16 protein-coding genes are annotated in these 12,403 nt (G+C 72.4%); 6 read left to right on the forward strand and 10 right to left on the reverse strand.

Features of this window, described 5'->3' with window-relative positions:
- From IEV65_RS02155 to rraA, 3 genes are read left to right on the forward strand one after another with little or no spacing between them, the layout of a single operon-like run.
- Positions 1-1,527, forward strand: coding sequence for a tripartite tricarboxylate transporter permease (locus IEV65_RS02155; protein ID WP_188427958.1), 1,527 nt, complete (start codon positions 1-3; stop codon positions 1,525-1,527).
- Positions 1,524-1,925: a universal stress protein gene (locus tag IEV65_RS02160; protein ID WP_188427959.1), complete on the forward strand. Its 402-nt coding sequence runs from the start codon at positions 1,524-1,526 to the stop codon at positions 1,923-1,925. Before IEV65_RS02155 ends, IEV65_RS02160 begins: the two co-directional genes overlap by 4 nt.
- Positions 1,922-2,398, forward strand: a complete 477-nt coding sequence (gene rraA, locus IEV65_RS02165; protein ID WP_188427960.1) for a ribonuclease E activity regulator RraA — start codon at positions 1,922-1,924, stop codon at positions 2,396-2,398. Before IEV65_RS02160 ends, rraA begins: the two co-directional genes overlap by 4 nt.
- A 47-nt stretch (positions 2,399-2,445) precedes the next feature.
- Here rraA and IEV65_RS02170 read toward each other — a convergent pair whose 3' ends face one another.
- From IEV65_RS02170 to IEV65_RS02190, 5 genes are all read right to left on the reverse strand, one after another.
- Complete coding sequence (locus IEV65_RS02170; protein WP_188427961.1) at positions 2,446-3,297, reverse strand: 5-oxoprolinase subunit C family protein; 852 nt, start codon at positions 3,295-3,297, stop codon at positions 2,446-2,448.
- A complete protein-coding gene (locus tag IEV65_RS02175; RefSeq protein ID WP_188427962.1) occupies positions 3,294-3,899 on the reverse strand; it encodes a 5-oxoprolinase subunit B family protein in 606 nt (201 codons plus the stop codon). The genes IEV65_RS02170 and IEV65_RS02175 overlap by 4 nt, the downstream gene beginning before the upstream one ends.
- A 6-nt stretch (positions 3,900-3,905) precedes the next feature.
- Entirely contained in the window at positions 3,906-5,147 is a 1,242-nt protein-coding gene (locus IEV65_RS02180; protein WP_188427963.1) for an NRAMP family divalent metal transporter, read from the reverse strand.
- 64 nt (positions 5,148-5,211) lie between these two features.
- Complete coding sequence (locus IEV65_RS02185; RefSeq protein WP_188427964.1) at positions 5,212-6,039, reverse strand: putative hydro-lyase; 828 nt, start codon at positions 6,037-6,039, stop codon at positions 5,212-5,214.
- Positions 6,040-6,043: 4 nt separating this feature from the next.
- Positions 6,044-7,126, reverse strand: a complete 1,083-nt coding sequence (locus IEV65_RS02190; protein ID WP_188427965.1) for an LLM class flavin-dependent oxidoreductase — start codon at positions 7,124-7,126, stop codon at positions 6,044-6,046.
- A 65-nt stretch (positions 7,127-7,191) separates the two neighbouring features.
- Here IEV65_RS02190 and IEV65_RS02195 point away from each other — a divergent pair, with 65 nt between their 5' ends.
- Entirely contained in the window at positions 7,192-8,001 is an 810-nt protein-coding gene (locus tag IEV65_RS02195) for a LamB/YcsF family protein (RefSeq protein WP_188427966.1), read from the forward strand.
- On the opposite strand, the gene IEV65_RS02200 is transcribed toward IEV65_RS02195, so the two are convergent.
- From IEV65_RS02200 to IEV65_RS02215, 4 genes are all read right to left on the reverse strand, one after another.
- The gene (locus IEV65_RS02200) at positions 7,982-8,428 is read right to left on the reverse strand and encodes a universal stress protein (RefSeq protein WP_188427967.1); all 447 of its coding nucleotides are present in this window, start codon (positions 8,426-8,428) and stop codon (positions 7,982-7,984) included. The genes IEV65_RS02195 and IEV65_RS02200 overlap by 20 nt on opposite strands.
- 114 nt (positions 8,429-8,542) lie before the next feature.
- The gene (locus IEV65_RS02205) at positions 8,543-8,794 is read right to left on the reverse strand and encodes a DUF6582 domain-containing protein (RefSeq protein ID WP_188427968.1); all 252 of its coding nucleotides are present in this window, start codon (positions 8,792-8,794) and stop codon (positions 8,543-8,545) included.
- Positions 8,795-8,836: 42 nt separating this feature from the next.
- Entirely contained in the window at positions 8,837-9,037 is a 201-nt protein-coding gene (locus IEV65_RS02210; protein ID WP_188427969.1) for a hypothetical protein, read from the reverse strand.
- Entirely contained in the window at positions 9,018-9,539 is a 522-nt protein-coding gene (locus tag IEV65_RS02215) for a nucleotidyl transferase AbiEii/AbiGii toxin family protein (RefSeq protein ID WP_188427970.1), read from the reverse strand. The genes IEV65_RS02210 and IEV65_RS02215 overlap by 20 nt, the downstream gene beginning before the upstream one ends.
- A gap of 38 nt (positions 9,540-9,577) precedes the next feature.
- Between IEV65_RS02215 and IEV65_RS02220 the strand changes: the two genes are divergently transcribed.
- Positions 9,578-9,874: a toxin gene (locus IEV65_RS02220; protein ID WP_188427971.1), complete on the forward strand. Its 297-nt coding sequence runs from the start codon at positions 9,578-9,580 to the stop codon at positions 9,872-9,874.
- Between the two features lie 76 nt (positions 9,875-9,950).
- Here IEV65_RS02220 and IEV65_RS02225 read toward each other — a convergent pair whose 3' ends face one another.
- Positions 9,951-10,598, reverse strand: a complete 648-nt coding sequence (locus IEV65_RS02225; RefSeq protein ID WP_188427972.1) for a hypothetical protein — start codon at positions 10,596-10,598, stop codon at positions 9,951-9,953.
- A gap of 125 nt (positions 10,599-10,723) precedes the next feature.
- Here IEV65_RS02225 and IEV65_RS02230 point away from each other — a divergent pair, with 125 nt between their 5' ends.
- Positions 10,724-12,244 (forward strand): plasmid pRiA4b ORF-3 family protein, encoded by a 1,521-nt coding sequence (locus IEV65_RS02230; RefSeq protein ID WP_188427973.1) that lies wholly within the window; start codon positions 10,724-10,726, stop codon positions 12,242-12,244.
- The last annotated feature ends 159 nt before the right edge of the window (positions 12,245-12,403 follow it).

Below are 12,403 nucleotides of genomic sequence, written 5' to 3' on the forward strand. Positions count from 1 at the left end.
ATGGAGGTCCTGGACGCCCTCGCTCAGGGATTCGTCACGGCGGCCACCCCCGTCAACCTGCTCTACGCCTGCATCGGCGTGCTCCTGGGCACCGCGGTCGGCGTGCTGCCCGGCCTCGGCCCGGCGATGACCGTGGCGCTGCTGCTGCCGGTCACCTTCGCCCTGGAGCCGACCAGCGCGTTCATCATGTTCGCCGGCATCTACTACGGCGGCATGTATGGCGGTTCCACCACCTCGATCCTGCTGAACACGCCGGGGGAGTCCTCCACGGTCGTCACGGCCATCGAGGGGCACAAGATGGCCAGGTCGGGTCGGGCCGCGCAGGCCCTGGCCACCGCCGCCATCGGCTCCTTCGTCGCCGGCACCATCGGCACGGCGCTGCTCGCGTTCTTCGCCCCCGTGGTGGTGCGGTTCGCCATCTCGCTGGGCGCCCCCAGCTATCTGGCGATCATGCTGCTCTCGCTCATCGCGGTCACCGCCGTGCTCGGCAGCTCGCGGGTGCGCGGCTTCTCCTCGCTGGGGCTCGGCCTGGCGATCGGGCTCATCGGCCTGGACCCGGTCACGGGGCAGAGCCGGCTGACCTTCGGCGAGATCCAGCTCGTCGACGGCATCGACATCGTCGTCATCGCGGTCGCGATCTTCGCGGTCGGGGAGGCGCTGTGGGTCGCGGCGCACCTCAAGCGCTCCTCCGCGGCCGTGATCCCGGTGGGTCGACCCTGGATGTCCCGCGAGGACTGGGGCCGGTCGTGGAAGCCCTGGCTGCGCGGCACGGCATACGGCTTCCCCTTCGGCGCGCTGCCGGCAGGCGGCGCCGAGATCCCGACCTTCCTGTCCTACGTGACAGAGAAGCGGTTGGCGAAGAAGCCGGAGGAGTTCGGCCACGGCGCCATCGAGGGCGTGGCGGGCCCGGAGGCGGCCAACAACGCGTCCGCGGCCGGGACCCTGGTGCCGATGCTGGCGCTCGGCCTGCCGACCAACGCCACCGCGGCGGTCATGCTGGCGGCCTTCATCCAGTTCGGCATCCAGCCCGGGCCGCTCCTGCTCGAGCGGGAGCCGCAGCTGGTCTGGGGCCTCATCGCCTCGCTCTTCATCGGCAACACCCTGCTGCTGCTCATCAACCTTCCGCTCGCGCCCGCCTGGGCCAAGCTGCTGCAGCTGCCGCGGCCCTACCTCTACGCGGGCATCATCTTCTTCGCGACGCTCGGCGCGTACTCGGTGAATCTCCAGTGGTTCGACCTGGTGCTGCTGCTGGTGCTCGGGCTGCTGGGCTTCATGATGCGTCGCTACGGCCTGCCGGTCCTGCCGCTCATCATCGGCGCGATCATCGGCCCGCTCGCCGAGCGCCAGCTGCGCCAGGCGCTGCAGCTGTCCGCCGGCAGCCCGACCGGTTTGGTCAACGAGGGCATCGCGGTCGCCACCTATGTGATCATCGCGATCATCCTGGTGTGGCCGTTCGTCACCAAGTTCGTCGGACGCGCCCGCACGGCACCCACCCACCCGACACCCACCCCCACGGAGCGGACATGACCATCGTCGTCGGCTACATCCCCACCCCCGAGGGCCAGGCGGCCCTGGAGCACGCCATCGACCAGGCGCGGAAGGACGACGCGCTCCTCGTGGTCGTCAACTCCTCCCGCGGCGAGGCGGCCGGAGACCCGCGTCTGCTCTCCGAGGAGCAGCTCGACTCCGCGGACGAGCAGCTGAGCAGGGCGGGGGTCGAGCACCTGCTCGTCCAGCCCTCACGGGGTCGCTCGGCCGCCGACGAGGTGCTGGCGGCGGCGGACGAGCACCGCGCGGACCTCGTCGTCATCGGGCTGCGGCGCCGCTCGCCGGTCGGCAAGCTCATCCTCGGGTCCAACTCCCAGCGCATCCTGCTCGAGGCCACCTGCCCGGTGCTCGCCGTCAAGCCCGGTGGTGCGGCATGACCGGGGTGATCGGCACCGCCGACCTCTACGACGAGTACGAGGAGCAGCTGCAGTCCTGCGACCTGCAGCTGAGGCAGTACGGCGCCCGCCGCGTCTTTGCCGGGGAGGTCGTGACGGTGCGCTGCCGGGAGGACAACGCCCTGGTCAAGCAGGTGCTGGCGACGCCGGGGGAGGGACGCGTGCTCGTCGTCGACGGCGGCGGGTCCCTGCACACCGCGCTCATGGGTGACCTCATCGCCGCCTCGGCCGTGCAGAACGGGTGGGCCGGCGTGGTGATCTACGGAGCGGTGCGCGACGTCGCAGCGCTCGCCGAGCTGGACCTCGGCATCAAGGCGCTCGGCTCCAACCCGCGCAAGAGCGCCAAGACGGGGGCGGGCGACCGCGACGTCGTGGTCTCCTTCGGCGGCGCGACGTTCACCCCCGGCGCCCGGCTGGTCAGCGACGACGACGGGGTCGTGGTCCTGCCCCTGTGAGGGGAGCCTCGCGGGAGCCTGACCCACCCGGCCCGGTCGAGGTTCGCCTACCAGGCAGGGGCTGCAGGGGTGAAGCGCACCTGCTGGCCCGGCCGCAGCTGGCCGCACCGGTCGACCGCGTCGTCCACGACGTAGGCGATCACGGGGTAGCCGCCGGTGACCGGGTGGTCCGCCAGGAACAGCACCGGCAGCCCCGACGGCGGCATCTGCAGCGCGCCGCGGAGCATCCCCTCGCTCACCAGCTCGCCCGTGCGCGTCCGGGCGAGGGGCTCACCGCTCAGGCGCACCCCCACGCGGTTGGACTGGGGGTCGACGACATACGTCTGGCTGCACAGCAGCTGCCAGGCGTCGTCGTCGAACCAGTCACGCCGGGGCCCCGGCGTCACCGGCACCTGCAGGAGGTCGTTGGTCGGCTCGGGCACCGGGGCGACCTCGACCCCCGGCAGCGGGCGCGCCGTGGTGCCCACCGGCAGGACGTCGCCGGAGGCGAGCACGGGCGGTCCCAGCCCGGCCAGGATGTCGGTCGAGCGGCTGCCCAGGACCGGCTCGACGTCGATGCCCCCGCGGACGGCGACATAGGTGCGCAGCCCGGCGGACGGGATCCCGAGGTCCAGGACCTCACCGGCCCGGAGGACGAAGGGGGAGTGATGGGGCACCCCGGGACAGCGCGCGCCCGTGGTGGCGACCACCACGTCCGCGTCGCTCTGGAGGGACAGCCCGCCCAGGGTGACCTCCAGCGTGGCGAGCGTGGGGTGGTTGCCGACGAGCGCGTTGGCCAGCCGGTGGGCGCCGCGGTCGCAGACCCCGGACCTGCCGATGCCGAGGGCCGCCTGACCGAGCCGGCCGAAGTCCTGCACGGTGGTCAGGGGCCCGGCCTCCCGCACGGTGAGGCTGGTCATGGCTGCTCCACGAAGCGGACGGCGGCACCGGGGACGAGCAGCGAGGGAGGGTCACGGTCCAGGTCGAAGACGTCGACGAGCGCGTGGCCGATGAGCTGCCACCCGCCCGGGGACTCTCTCGGGTAGACGCCGGTGAACTCCCCGGCGAGAGCCAGCGACCCTGCGGGGACCCGGGTCCGTGGGCTGGACCGTCGCGGCACGTCCCAGACGAACCGGGTCCCGGCCAGGTAGCCGAAACCGGGCGCGAAGCCGCAGAAGGCCACGGTCCAGTGCTCCTCCTGGTGGCGCCTCACCAGCTCCTCGCTCGAGCACCCCAGCAGGTGGGCGGCCTCGGCCAGGTCCTCCCCGTCATACCGGACCGGGATCTCGACGGAGGGCCCGGACTCCCGCTCCTGCTCCGCGGAGCCCACCTCCTGCACCTGGGCCGCCAGCTCACGCAGGTCGGTGCCGCGGTCGGCGACGACGAGGATGGTCCGGCCTGCCGGGACGAGGTCCAGCACAGGCAGGTCGGCCTCCCGGAGCGCGGCATACCGGCGCAGCACCTCCTCGAGGGTGTCCAGCTCCAGCAGCAACCCTCGCGACCCGCTCGGCAGGAGGCGCATCGGCCCTCACCCGGTGACGAGCTCGATGGCGGGACGGACGGAGTTCACCGCGAGGTAGAGCGTCACCAGCCAGGCCACCGTGCCGATCCCGGCCAGCCACTTCGGGTAGCGGTAGCCGTGCAGCAGGTCACGCCGTCTCCAGGCGACCCAGAGCATGACGCCGATCCCGACGGGCAGCAGGATGCCGTTGAAGGCACCGGCGAAGACGAGCAGCTGGGCCGGGGCGGCACCGATGAGCAGGAAGAGGACCGTGGAGAGGGCGATGAAGCCGATGACCATGAGGTTGGTCGTGCGCGGCGACGTCCTGCGGCTGGTCAGGAAGGTGATCGTCGTGTAGGAGACGCCGATGACGCTGGTGAGGGCGGCTGCGGCGAAGACCACGCCGAAGAGCCGGTAGCCCACCGCGCCCGCCGCCGCCTCGAAGGCGCTCGCCGCCTGGCTCTGCGGGTCGAGCTCCGCACCGCCGCTGACCACGCCGAGGATGGCGAGGAACAGGATGATGCGCATGACCCCGGTGACGATGATGCCGGTGACCGCGCCGCGCGTCAGCTCCCGCAGGTGGCGCTCGCCCGTGACCCCGGCGTCCAGGAGCCGGTGGACGCCGGCGTAGATGATGTAGCCGCCGATGGTGCCGCCGATGAGGGTGGTGATCGCCAGGGCGCTGATCTCCTCGGGCACCACGGCGTTCTTGAGCGCCGAGCCGACGGGCGGGCCGGAGGTGACCGCGATGTAGAGGGTCAGCAGGATCATGAGCGCGCCGAGCAGCACGACGATGCGGTCCATCGCGACGCCGGCCCGCTTGGACAGGAAGATCCCGACCGCCAGGGCCGCGAGGATCACCGCGCCCAGCTTGACGTTGATGTCGGTCATGATGTTCATGCCGAGGCCGGCGCCGCTGACGTTGCCGATGTTGAAGACGATGCCGCCGATGAACAGCAGGAACGCCATCACGTAGCCGAGGCCGGGCAGGGAGGCGTTGCCCAGCTCCTGGGCCCGCATGCCGGAGATGCCGATGACCCGCCAGACGTTGGTCTGGATCGCGATGTCGACGAGGATCGAGACCAGGATCGCGAAGGCGAAGGCCGCGCCCAGCTGCACCGTGAAGTTGGTCGTCTGGGTGATGAAGCCGGGCCCGATCGAGGAGGTCGCCATGAGGAAGATGGCGCCGAGGAGCGTGCCTCTGCCGGTGGCCGTGGGCGGTCCTGCGTGGTCGTCGACCACGGCGGGGGGCGGGGTGTTCCGGGGCATCGTCGCCTCCGTTCTGAGGGGTATGGCGTGGGCCGGGTGTGTGCACTGTAGTGCTCGGGCCGCATCAGGGCACGGCGTAGAGAGCGTCCCGGGCGTCGGTGACGAGCATGAAGCCCGGGGCGTGGGTGATGGCGATCTCCGGGCGGGACTCCAGGACCATCGCCTGCGGGGTCACCCCGCAGGCCCAGAAGACCGGCACGTCGCCGTCCTGCAGCGTGGGGGCGTCACCGAAGTCCGGGGTGGAGAGGTCGTCGATCCCGAGCGCGGCGGGGTCGCCGATGTGCACGGGGGCGCCGTGGACGGCGGGGTAGCGGGAGGTGATGCGCACCGCGTCGGCCACCTGGCCTGCCGGGACGGGCCGCATGGAGACGACGAGCGGGCCCGTGAGGTCGCCGGCAGGGGCGCAGCGGCGGCTGGTGCGGTACATCGCCACGTTGCGCCCGGCGTCGAGGTGCCGGACCGGGATCCCGGCCTCGAGCATCGGGTGCTCGAAGGTGAAGGAGCAGCCCAGCAGGAAGGTGACCAGGTCGTCGCGCCAGTGGTCCAGGACGTCGGGGACCTCCTCGACCAGCTCACCGTGCCGCCAGACGCGGTAGCGCGGGACGTCGACGCGGATGTCCGCTCCCGGGTCGCCGTAGACCGGCGAGCCCTCGGGGCCGCGCACGCAGCCGGCCTCGAGCACCTCGAGGACGGGGCACGGCTTGGGGTTGCGGGTGGCGAAGAGCAGCATGTCGAAGGCGAGGGCGTTGGGCACGCTGATGAGGTTGGCTTGGGCGTAGCCGGCGCACCACCCGGTGGTGGGCACCTCGAGCCCGGTCGCGAACAGGGCTCGGGCCTGCGCGGGCGACATCCGCGCGCGGGCCGCCTGGTCGGGGAGGGTCTGCACGTCCATGGGGTCATCTCCTCTGGGTGGGCGGGGTCGGGGTATGCCGGTGGTCAGGTGGTGAGAGCGCGGGGCCGATGGTGCCGGCCCAGGCCTCCACGATGTCGCGGGGCAGGTCGTAGCTGCCGGTCCAGGCATGGGCGGGGAAGAGGAAGACCCGTTGCAGCCCGAGCTCCTCGCGCGCGCGCAGCAGGCGGTCGGCGCACCGGCTCGCCGGCCCGAAGAGGCCGTAGGCGTCCAGGACGCGGTCGACCAGCTCGTCCGGGAGGGTGGCCGGGTCGGTGGTGCCGGCATCCAGCCCGAGCTCCGGCAGCTCGACGCCGGCCGCCTGCAGCCAGCGCAGGTTGGAGCGGCTCGGGTAGTGCAGCCACGGCTGGCCGGCCCGGAACCAGCTGCGCGGCCACTGCCTGACCTCCTCCTGCGTCCCCAGACCGATCGGCACGATGAGGGTCTCGACGAAGGTGCTGCCTGGTCCGTAGGGGTCCGGGCGGCCCGCAGCGGCGGCGCCGGCGCGGACGTGGGCGCGGGCAGCCTCGACACCGTCCGGGTGGAGCCCGACCAGCATCAGCACCCCGTCGCCGACGGCACCGGCCAGCTCGAGCAGCCGCGGGCCGGAGGCGAGCACGTGGACCAGGCCGGGCCGGCTGCTCGGGTGGTGGAAGAGCTCCAGCTCCTGACCGCCGTGGGTGGCTCGGCCCTCGTGCAGCAGACCTCGCAGCGTCCGGACGGCGTCGGCGAGCACCGCCCTGGTGGCACGGGCCTCTCCCGCCTTCTCCACGGAGAGGAAGCCGGGCGCGACCGTGAGCTCCGCGCGCCCCGGAGCCAGCTCCTCCAGGGAGGCGGTGAGGGCGGCCAGCACGATGGGGTGCCGGGTGACGACGTTGGAGGTCGCCGGGAAGAGGCGCAGCGATCCGTTCGACATCGCCATCGCGCCCAGGGCCATGAAGGCGTCCCGGCCGGTGTGGTGGTGGTCGGGGACGCCGATCCCGTCGAGCCCGGCACGCTCCACGTCCTGGGCGAAGGCGGCCAGCTCGGGCAGCGGGGCTCCCAGCGGCACGCGCAGCGCCACCTCGAACGCGCGGGATTCTCCGGGCATGGGTGCTCCTGCCATCGGACACTAACATCGGAGGGGCAGGGCCATCGAGGAGAACGGAGCCAGCCATGAGCACCAGCACCGAGGCGCCACGGAGCGGGTCGAGCGCCACCATCGACCTCAACGCCGACCTGGGCGAGGGCCTGGGCAACTGGTCCATGGGCGACGACCTGGCCCTGCTCGACATCGTGACCAGCGCCAACGTGGCGTGCGGCTTCCACGCCGGCGACCCCTCGATCATGCGCTCCGTGTGCCAGGCGGCGGCCGACCGCGGGGTCGCGATCGGGGCGCACGTCGCCTACCGCGACCTGCACGGCTTCGGCCGGCGGTTCATCGACATGGAGCCCGACGTCCTGCGGGACGAGGTGCTCTACCAGATCGGCGCGCTGGAGACCTTCGCGCAGCGGGCCGGCACCACCGTCGCCTACTGCAAGCCGCACGGCGCGCTCTACAACACGATCGCCAAGCACCCGCAGCAGGCGGCCGCCGTCGCCGAGGCGCTCGGCGAGTTCCGGCCCGGCCTGCCGGTGCTCGGCCTGCCCGGCTCGGTCTGGCTGCGGGCCGCCGCGGAGGCCGGCCTGAGCCCGGTCGGCGAGGCGTTCGCCGACCGCGCCTACACCCCCGACGGCTCACTGGTCTCGCGGCGCGAGCAGGGCTCGGTGCTGCACGAGCCCGACCTCATCTCCGAGCGCTGCGTGGCGATGGCCAAGGGTGAGCCCATCGAGGACGCGGAGGGCGGCGAGCTCGTGCTCGACGCGCGCTCCATCTGTGTGCACGGCGACACCCCTGGCGCCGTCGGGATCGCCCGGTCGGTGCGTGAGGCCCTGACGAGCTCGGGCGTGACGGTGCAGCCCTTCGCTACGCCGTTCGGGAGCTGACCGAAGCGCGCGCGTCGCGGACCACATGCACCGAGCAGTGGGCGTGGCGCACCACGCCCGCGGCGGTCGAGCCGAGGACGAGATGGTGCCAGTCCGGCTGGCGCGAGGCGATCACGATGCAGTCGTGACCTTGCTCCTGCGCGAGGTCGACGATGGCGCGGGCGGGGTGCCCGTGCCGGACGACGACCTCGACGTCTGAGCCGCCGAACTCCTGCACCACCTGGTCGACCGCAGCCCGCTGACCTTCCTCGACGACGGGCTCGACGGTGAGGACATCCCCCGACAGGTAGCGGGGGAGGTCCTCGAGCACGGTCACCACGGTGATGCTGCCCTCGGGGGACAGGAGAGAGCGCGCCACCTCCATCGCCCTGGCGGTCTCGTCGCCGTGGCCGGGCACGACCGGGACGAGGATCTTCGAGTAGGACATGGCGTCTCCTCTCCGGGCACCGGCACCAGCCGGGTGGGAGGCGCTGATGGCACCGAGTCGCTACTAGCCATCGTAGTGCCCGGCGGAGGGTGGCGACAGGGTCGGTGACCCGTGTCAGTCCTCGCTGATCTCGATGTCGAACGTCGTGGCGGCGCGCTTGATCCTGCCCTTGATCGCGTCCACCTCGTCGGGGTCATACTTGGCGGCGTTCGACGCCTTGTTGATGTAGGACCACGCCGCCCGGACGTGCTCCTCGGTGTCGATCGGGTACTTGTTGTTGGTGGGGTCGGCGAACTCCACGTCGCCGTACTCGTTCTTGCCCTCGTCGGGGTCCGTGTCGTCGCGTCGTGAGATGTAGGTGCCCATGTCTCCACGGTAGGCCGCAGCGGGCGCGACGGCGACGCGTCGTCAGCGGGACGAGGCCCACTCCTCGGCCTGACGCTGCCGCCGAGCCCGGTCCCGCGCCAAGGCGCCGGACGCCTGCGCGAGCAGGAGGCTCTCCTCGAGCCACTCCAGCCGCTGGGCGGGGCTCGTCGCCGCACGCGCCCGGATCGCGGACCCCGTGTCCGAGGTGCCGCGCCAGAGATCCTCAGCCTTGGTGGTGCTCATCGCGGTCCACCATAGGTTGGCTCGTCAGCTGCGACAACGCCTCGACGTCGGCCAGGTCCTGCGCGCGCCCGGACAGGCGCTTCATGGCCACCAGGTGCTCGACAGACGCGACACGCACGGGGACGTCGTCGACATCGATGACGTCCGAGGACGTGAGGAGGGTGGAGAACGGCAGCGGGGTGATAGCCAGCAGGTCCACCTCGCGCAGCGCGTCCGAGGGGTCGTGCAGCGTGAAAGCCACCAGGTTACGCTGCTCCACCCAGGAGCGTCGGATGTCCGGGTCGGCGAACTGCTCGGGAGGGACGGGGAGCCTGGGCACGAGGCCTTGGGCCTTCAGGACATCCAGCGCTGAGGTCAGGTTGTCGGTGGTCAGGTCGAGCGCGAGGTCGAGGTCGACCGTCATACGCGCGTGCCCGCGAAGGACCACCGCGACGCCACCGACGACCACGTAGTCGACGCCCGCGTCGTTGAGGGCGGCCAGGAGATCCAGGATCCGGCGCACGTCAGCACCCTATCCGTGACACGGCACGGTATGGCGCGATGTCCGGCTCGGCGTGCTGTTCGGTCACCGTGCCGCTGGGCCTGACCACCGCGTCGGCACAGCAGCGATCAGCCCTCGTCGTCGGCCCTGAGCATCCCTGCCAGGACGTGCGTGACCGGCCGCGGCGGCCCGCCTACTTCGCCCCCCACATGCAGATGCAGCCCATCGGCTCACTGTTGACCGACCTCCCCGTCGCCGTCCTGGCCCCCCGGCTCGGGCGGCTCAGCGACGAGGTGATGCGTCGGCTCTGTGGTGCCATCAAGCTCGCAGCAGGGTGGTGCCAGGGCTCGGGCTGACGGTGGCCCGCAGCGCTGTCGCCCGCCGGCCGTCCTGACGTCCCCCTGCGACGCCAGGTCGGCCGGCGGGCCTGGCTCAGTTGGCGATGCCGCCGCAGAGCACGGGCAGGGTCGCCTCCAGCGGGGCGGCCGGGGTGAGCTCGGATGGACCGGCCTCGAAGTCGTAGGCGCCGTTGCCGTTGAGGTCGATGCCGTGGACGACGACCTGCACGGTGTCGGCGTTGGCCAGCGCGGTGTCGTTGTCGAAGGTCCGCGCATAGCTGAGGTAGCCGTCCGCGTCTGCCACCGCGTAGCGGTCCAGCGCCAGCGCGCTGGCGGCGGTGGTGTCACCGTTGGTGGTCAGCGAGGCGAGGATGCCGCCGTAGAACGGGACGCCCTCCACCACGTTGACGAGGCCGTCGCCGTCGGCGTCGGCGGCCGGCCCGGGGCAGCCCAGGTCCTGTCCCTCCTCGACGCCGTGCAGGTGCATCGCGTGGGGCAGGCCGGGTGCAACCCCCCACGCCTCGACCCTCACCTGCACCTTGCCGTTGGGCAGGGCGGTGACCGTGGTGCGTCCCGAGGCCTGGCTGTTGGGCACGGCCGGGAACTGCACGGCGTCGAGCCCGTAGGAGTATGCGGCGACGCGGGCGGAGGGGTTGCCGTCGTGCCCGGCCACGGCGGGCCCGGCGACGCCGAGCGGGGCTAGAGCGGCGACCGCGGCTGCGGTGATGGTGCGTGTCCTCATGGTGACTCCTTGGTCAGCGGACGGCGGGGTGTCGTCCTGGTCCAGGGGAGTTCGGAGCCCGGCACCCCGGCGGATTGGACCTCGTCACCGGAAACCAGGACGGCTGGCCCCCTACGCTTGCCGGCGTGAGCGACGACGACCAGATCAGGGCGATGCGTGAGTGGGCGGCCCAGCTGTCCTCCGAGGAGCTGCAGGACGTGCTGCACGGGATCCTGGGCGGCGTGAGCGCCACGGACGCCGCACCGCATACCCCTGAGATGCCCGAGCTGCCCGACCCGCCGCAGGAGCCCCAGGCGCTGACCGTGAGGGTCGACGTCGACGGGACCAGCCCGCCGGTGTGGCGGCGGCTGGTCCTGCACGGCGACCTGCTCCTCGACGAGGTGCACGCCGTCCTTCAGGCGGCCTTCGGGTGGCAGGACTACCACCTGCACAAGTTCTGGCCCGGCCCGGACAAGCGGGTCTGGCGCGGGCCGTCGTTCCTCACCGAGTACGACCTGACGGAGGGCGAGGAGGGCATCCTGGAGTCGGAGGTGCGGCTGGACCAGCTGCTGCGCTTGCCGGGGGACCGGCTGTTCTACACCTACGACTTCGGCGACGACTGGACCCACACGCTTCGCCTGGAGTCCGTGGGCCCGCTGGACCCGGACGCTCCGACCGCCGTCTGCACGGGCGGCCGGATGGCCGGGCCGCTGGAGGACTGCGGAGGGCCGCCCGGGCACAACGAGCTCGTCGAGTCCTACCGGGCCGACAACGGGCTCGCCGACCTCGACGAGGACCAGCGGGCCTGGCTGCCGCCGGACTGGGACCCCACCGAGCTGGACCTCGACGAGGTGGCGCACCGCCTCTCGCTCGTCGGCCTGACCACCGAGGAGCTGCTCGAGCGTCTCCGGTCCTCGGGGCAGGGTCAGGGAGGCGGGCTCCCGGCGGAGCTGGAGCCCCTGCTGGACCTGGCGCTGCCCCGCGTCGTCGCCGAGCTGGACGAGTGGGTGGCGCGCGCGCGGACCGATCAGGACGGCGAGCTTAGCGACGAGGACGTCGCCGCGATCGCGCGGCCCTACCGCTACCTCGTCGAGCTCGCCGGCGAAGACGGCATCCCGCTCACGGCCGCGGGCTGGATGCGCCCGGCCTACGTCGAGCGCGTCTACGTCGACCTGGGGATGGAGGAGGGCTGGATCGGCAAGGGCAACCGGGAGGACCAGACCCTGCCGGTGGCACAGCTGCGCGCGCTGTGTCAGGAGGTCGGGCTGCTGCGCAAGCACAAGGGGCGTCTGTTGCGCACCCGGCTCGCCAAGGACCTGCGAACCGACGAGGAGTATGTCGCCGCCGTCACCGGCCGCCTGCTGCACCACCGCGACACCTTCGTGACGGCGGCCAGGGCGCTCTTCGCCCTGATGACCGCCGCCACCGGACGACCGGCGTGGGAGCACTCCGACGTCGTCGCCAGGATCATGACCGACTGCGGCCTGCGGACCGGCCCTCTCGGGGTGGACCCACGGCACGTCTCGGAGTGGGTCCGCCCGGTCCGGGCCACCCTGCGGCGTGCCACGGGGGAGCGGCTGCTGCACGACGGCCCGCACCCCCTCGACCACCGGGCGGTCGCGCTCGCGCGGGCCGCGCTGTGGCCGCAGGCACGGGAGCAAGGGTGATGACTCGGCCTGCTTGAGGCCGAGGTCCACGATCTTGGTGCAGCCGCGCAGGCCGACCAGCAACTGCTCGGTGCGGGGCGTGAACAGTCCACCCTCGACGACGCGGTGCGGCCTGCCCTAGTAGCGCTTCGCGTCCACCAGCTCGTCGTCCAGGTCGAT

This window comes from Ornithinimicrobium tianjinense, assembly GCF_014636495.1.
Classification (GTDB): domain Bacteria; phylum Actinomycetota; class Actinomycetes; order Actinomycetales; family Dermatophilaceae; genus Ornithinicoccus; species Ornithinicoccus tianjinensis.

Excerpts from the sequence above, each read along its gene's own strand:
- IEV65_RS02200 (WP_188427967.1), bottom strand. The coding sequence starts at position 8,428 with ATGTCCTACTCGAAGATCCTCGTCCCGGTCGTGCCCGGCCACGGCGAC.
- rraA (WP_188427960.1), top strand. The coding sequence starts at position 1,922 with ATGACCGGGGTGATCGGCACCGCCGACCTCTACGACGAGTACGAGGAG.
- IEV65_RS02185 (WP_188427964.1), bottom strand. The coding sequence starts at position 6,039 with ATGGACGTGCAGACCCTCCCCGACCAGGCGGCCCGCGCGCGGATGTCG.
- IEV65_RS02220 (WP_188427971.1), top strand. The coding sequence starts at position 9,578 with ATGTCCGGCTCGGCGTGCTGTTCGGTCACCGTGCCGCTGGGCCTGACC.
- IEV65_RS02225 (WP_188427972.1), bottom strand. The coding sequence starts at position 10,598 with ATGAGGACACGCACCATCACCGCAGCCGCGGTCGCCGCTCTAGCCCCG.
- IEV65_RS02170 (WP_188427961.1), bottom strand. The coding sequence starts at position 3,297 with ATGACCAGCCTCACCGTGCGGGAGGCCGGGCCCCTGACCACCGTGCAG.
- IEV65_RS02190 (WP_188427965.1), bottom strand. The coding sequence starts at position 7,126 with ATGCCCGGAGAATCCCGCGCGTTCGAGGTGGCGCTGCGCGTGCCGCTG.
- IEV65_RS02180 (WP_188427963.1), bottom strand. The coding sequence starts at position 5,147 with ATGCCCCGGAACACCCCGCCCCCCGCCGTGGTCGACGACCACGCAGGA.
- IEV65_RS02175 (WP_188427962.1), bottom strand. The coding sequence starts at position 3,899 with ATGCGCCTCCTGCCGAGCGGGTCGCGAGGGTTGCTGCTGGAGCTGGAC.
- IEV65_RS02195 (WP_188427966.1), top strand. The coding sequence starts at position 7,192 with ATGAGCACCAGCACCGAGGCGCCACGGAGCGGGTCGAGCGCCACCATC.
- IEV65_RS02210 (WP_188427969.1), bottom strand. The coding sequence starts at position 9,037 with ATGAGCACCACCAAGGCTGAGGATCTCTGGCGCGGCACCTCGGACACG.
- IEV65_RS02160 (WP_188427959.1), top strand. The coding sequence starts at position 1,524 with ATGACCATCGTCGTCGGCTACATCCCCACCCCCGAGGGCCAGGCGGCC.
- IEV65_RS02205 (WP_188427968.1), bottom strand. The coding sequence starts at position 8,794 with ATGGGCACCTACATCTCACGACGCGACGACACGGACCCCGACGAGGGC.
- IEV65_RS02155 (WP_188427958.1), top strand. The coding sequence starts at position 1 with ATGGAGGTCCTGGACGCCCTCGCTCAGGGATTCGTCACGGCGGCCACC.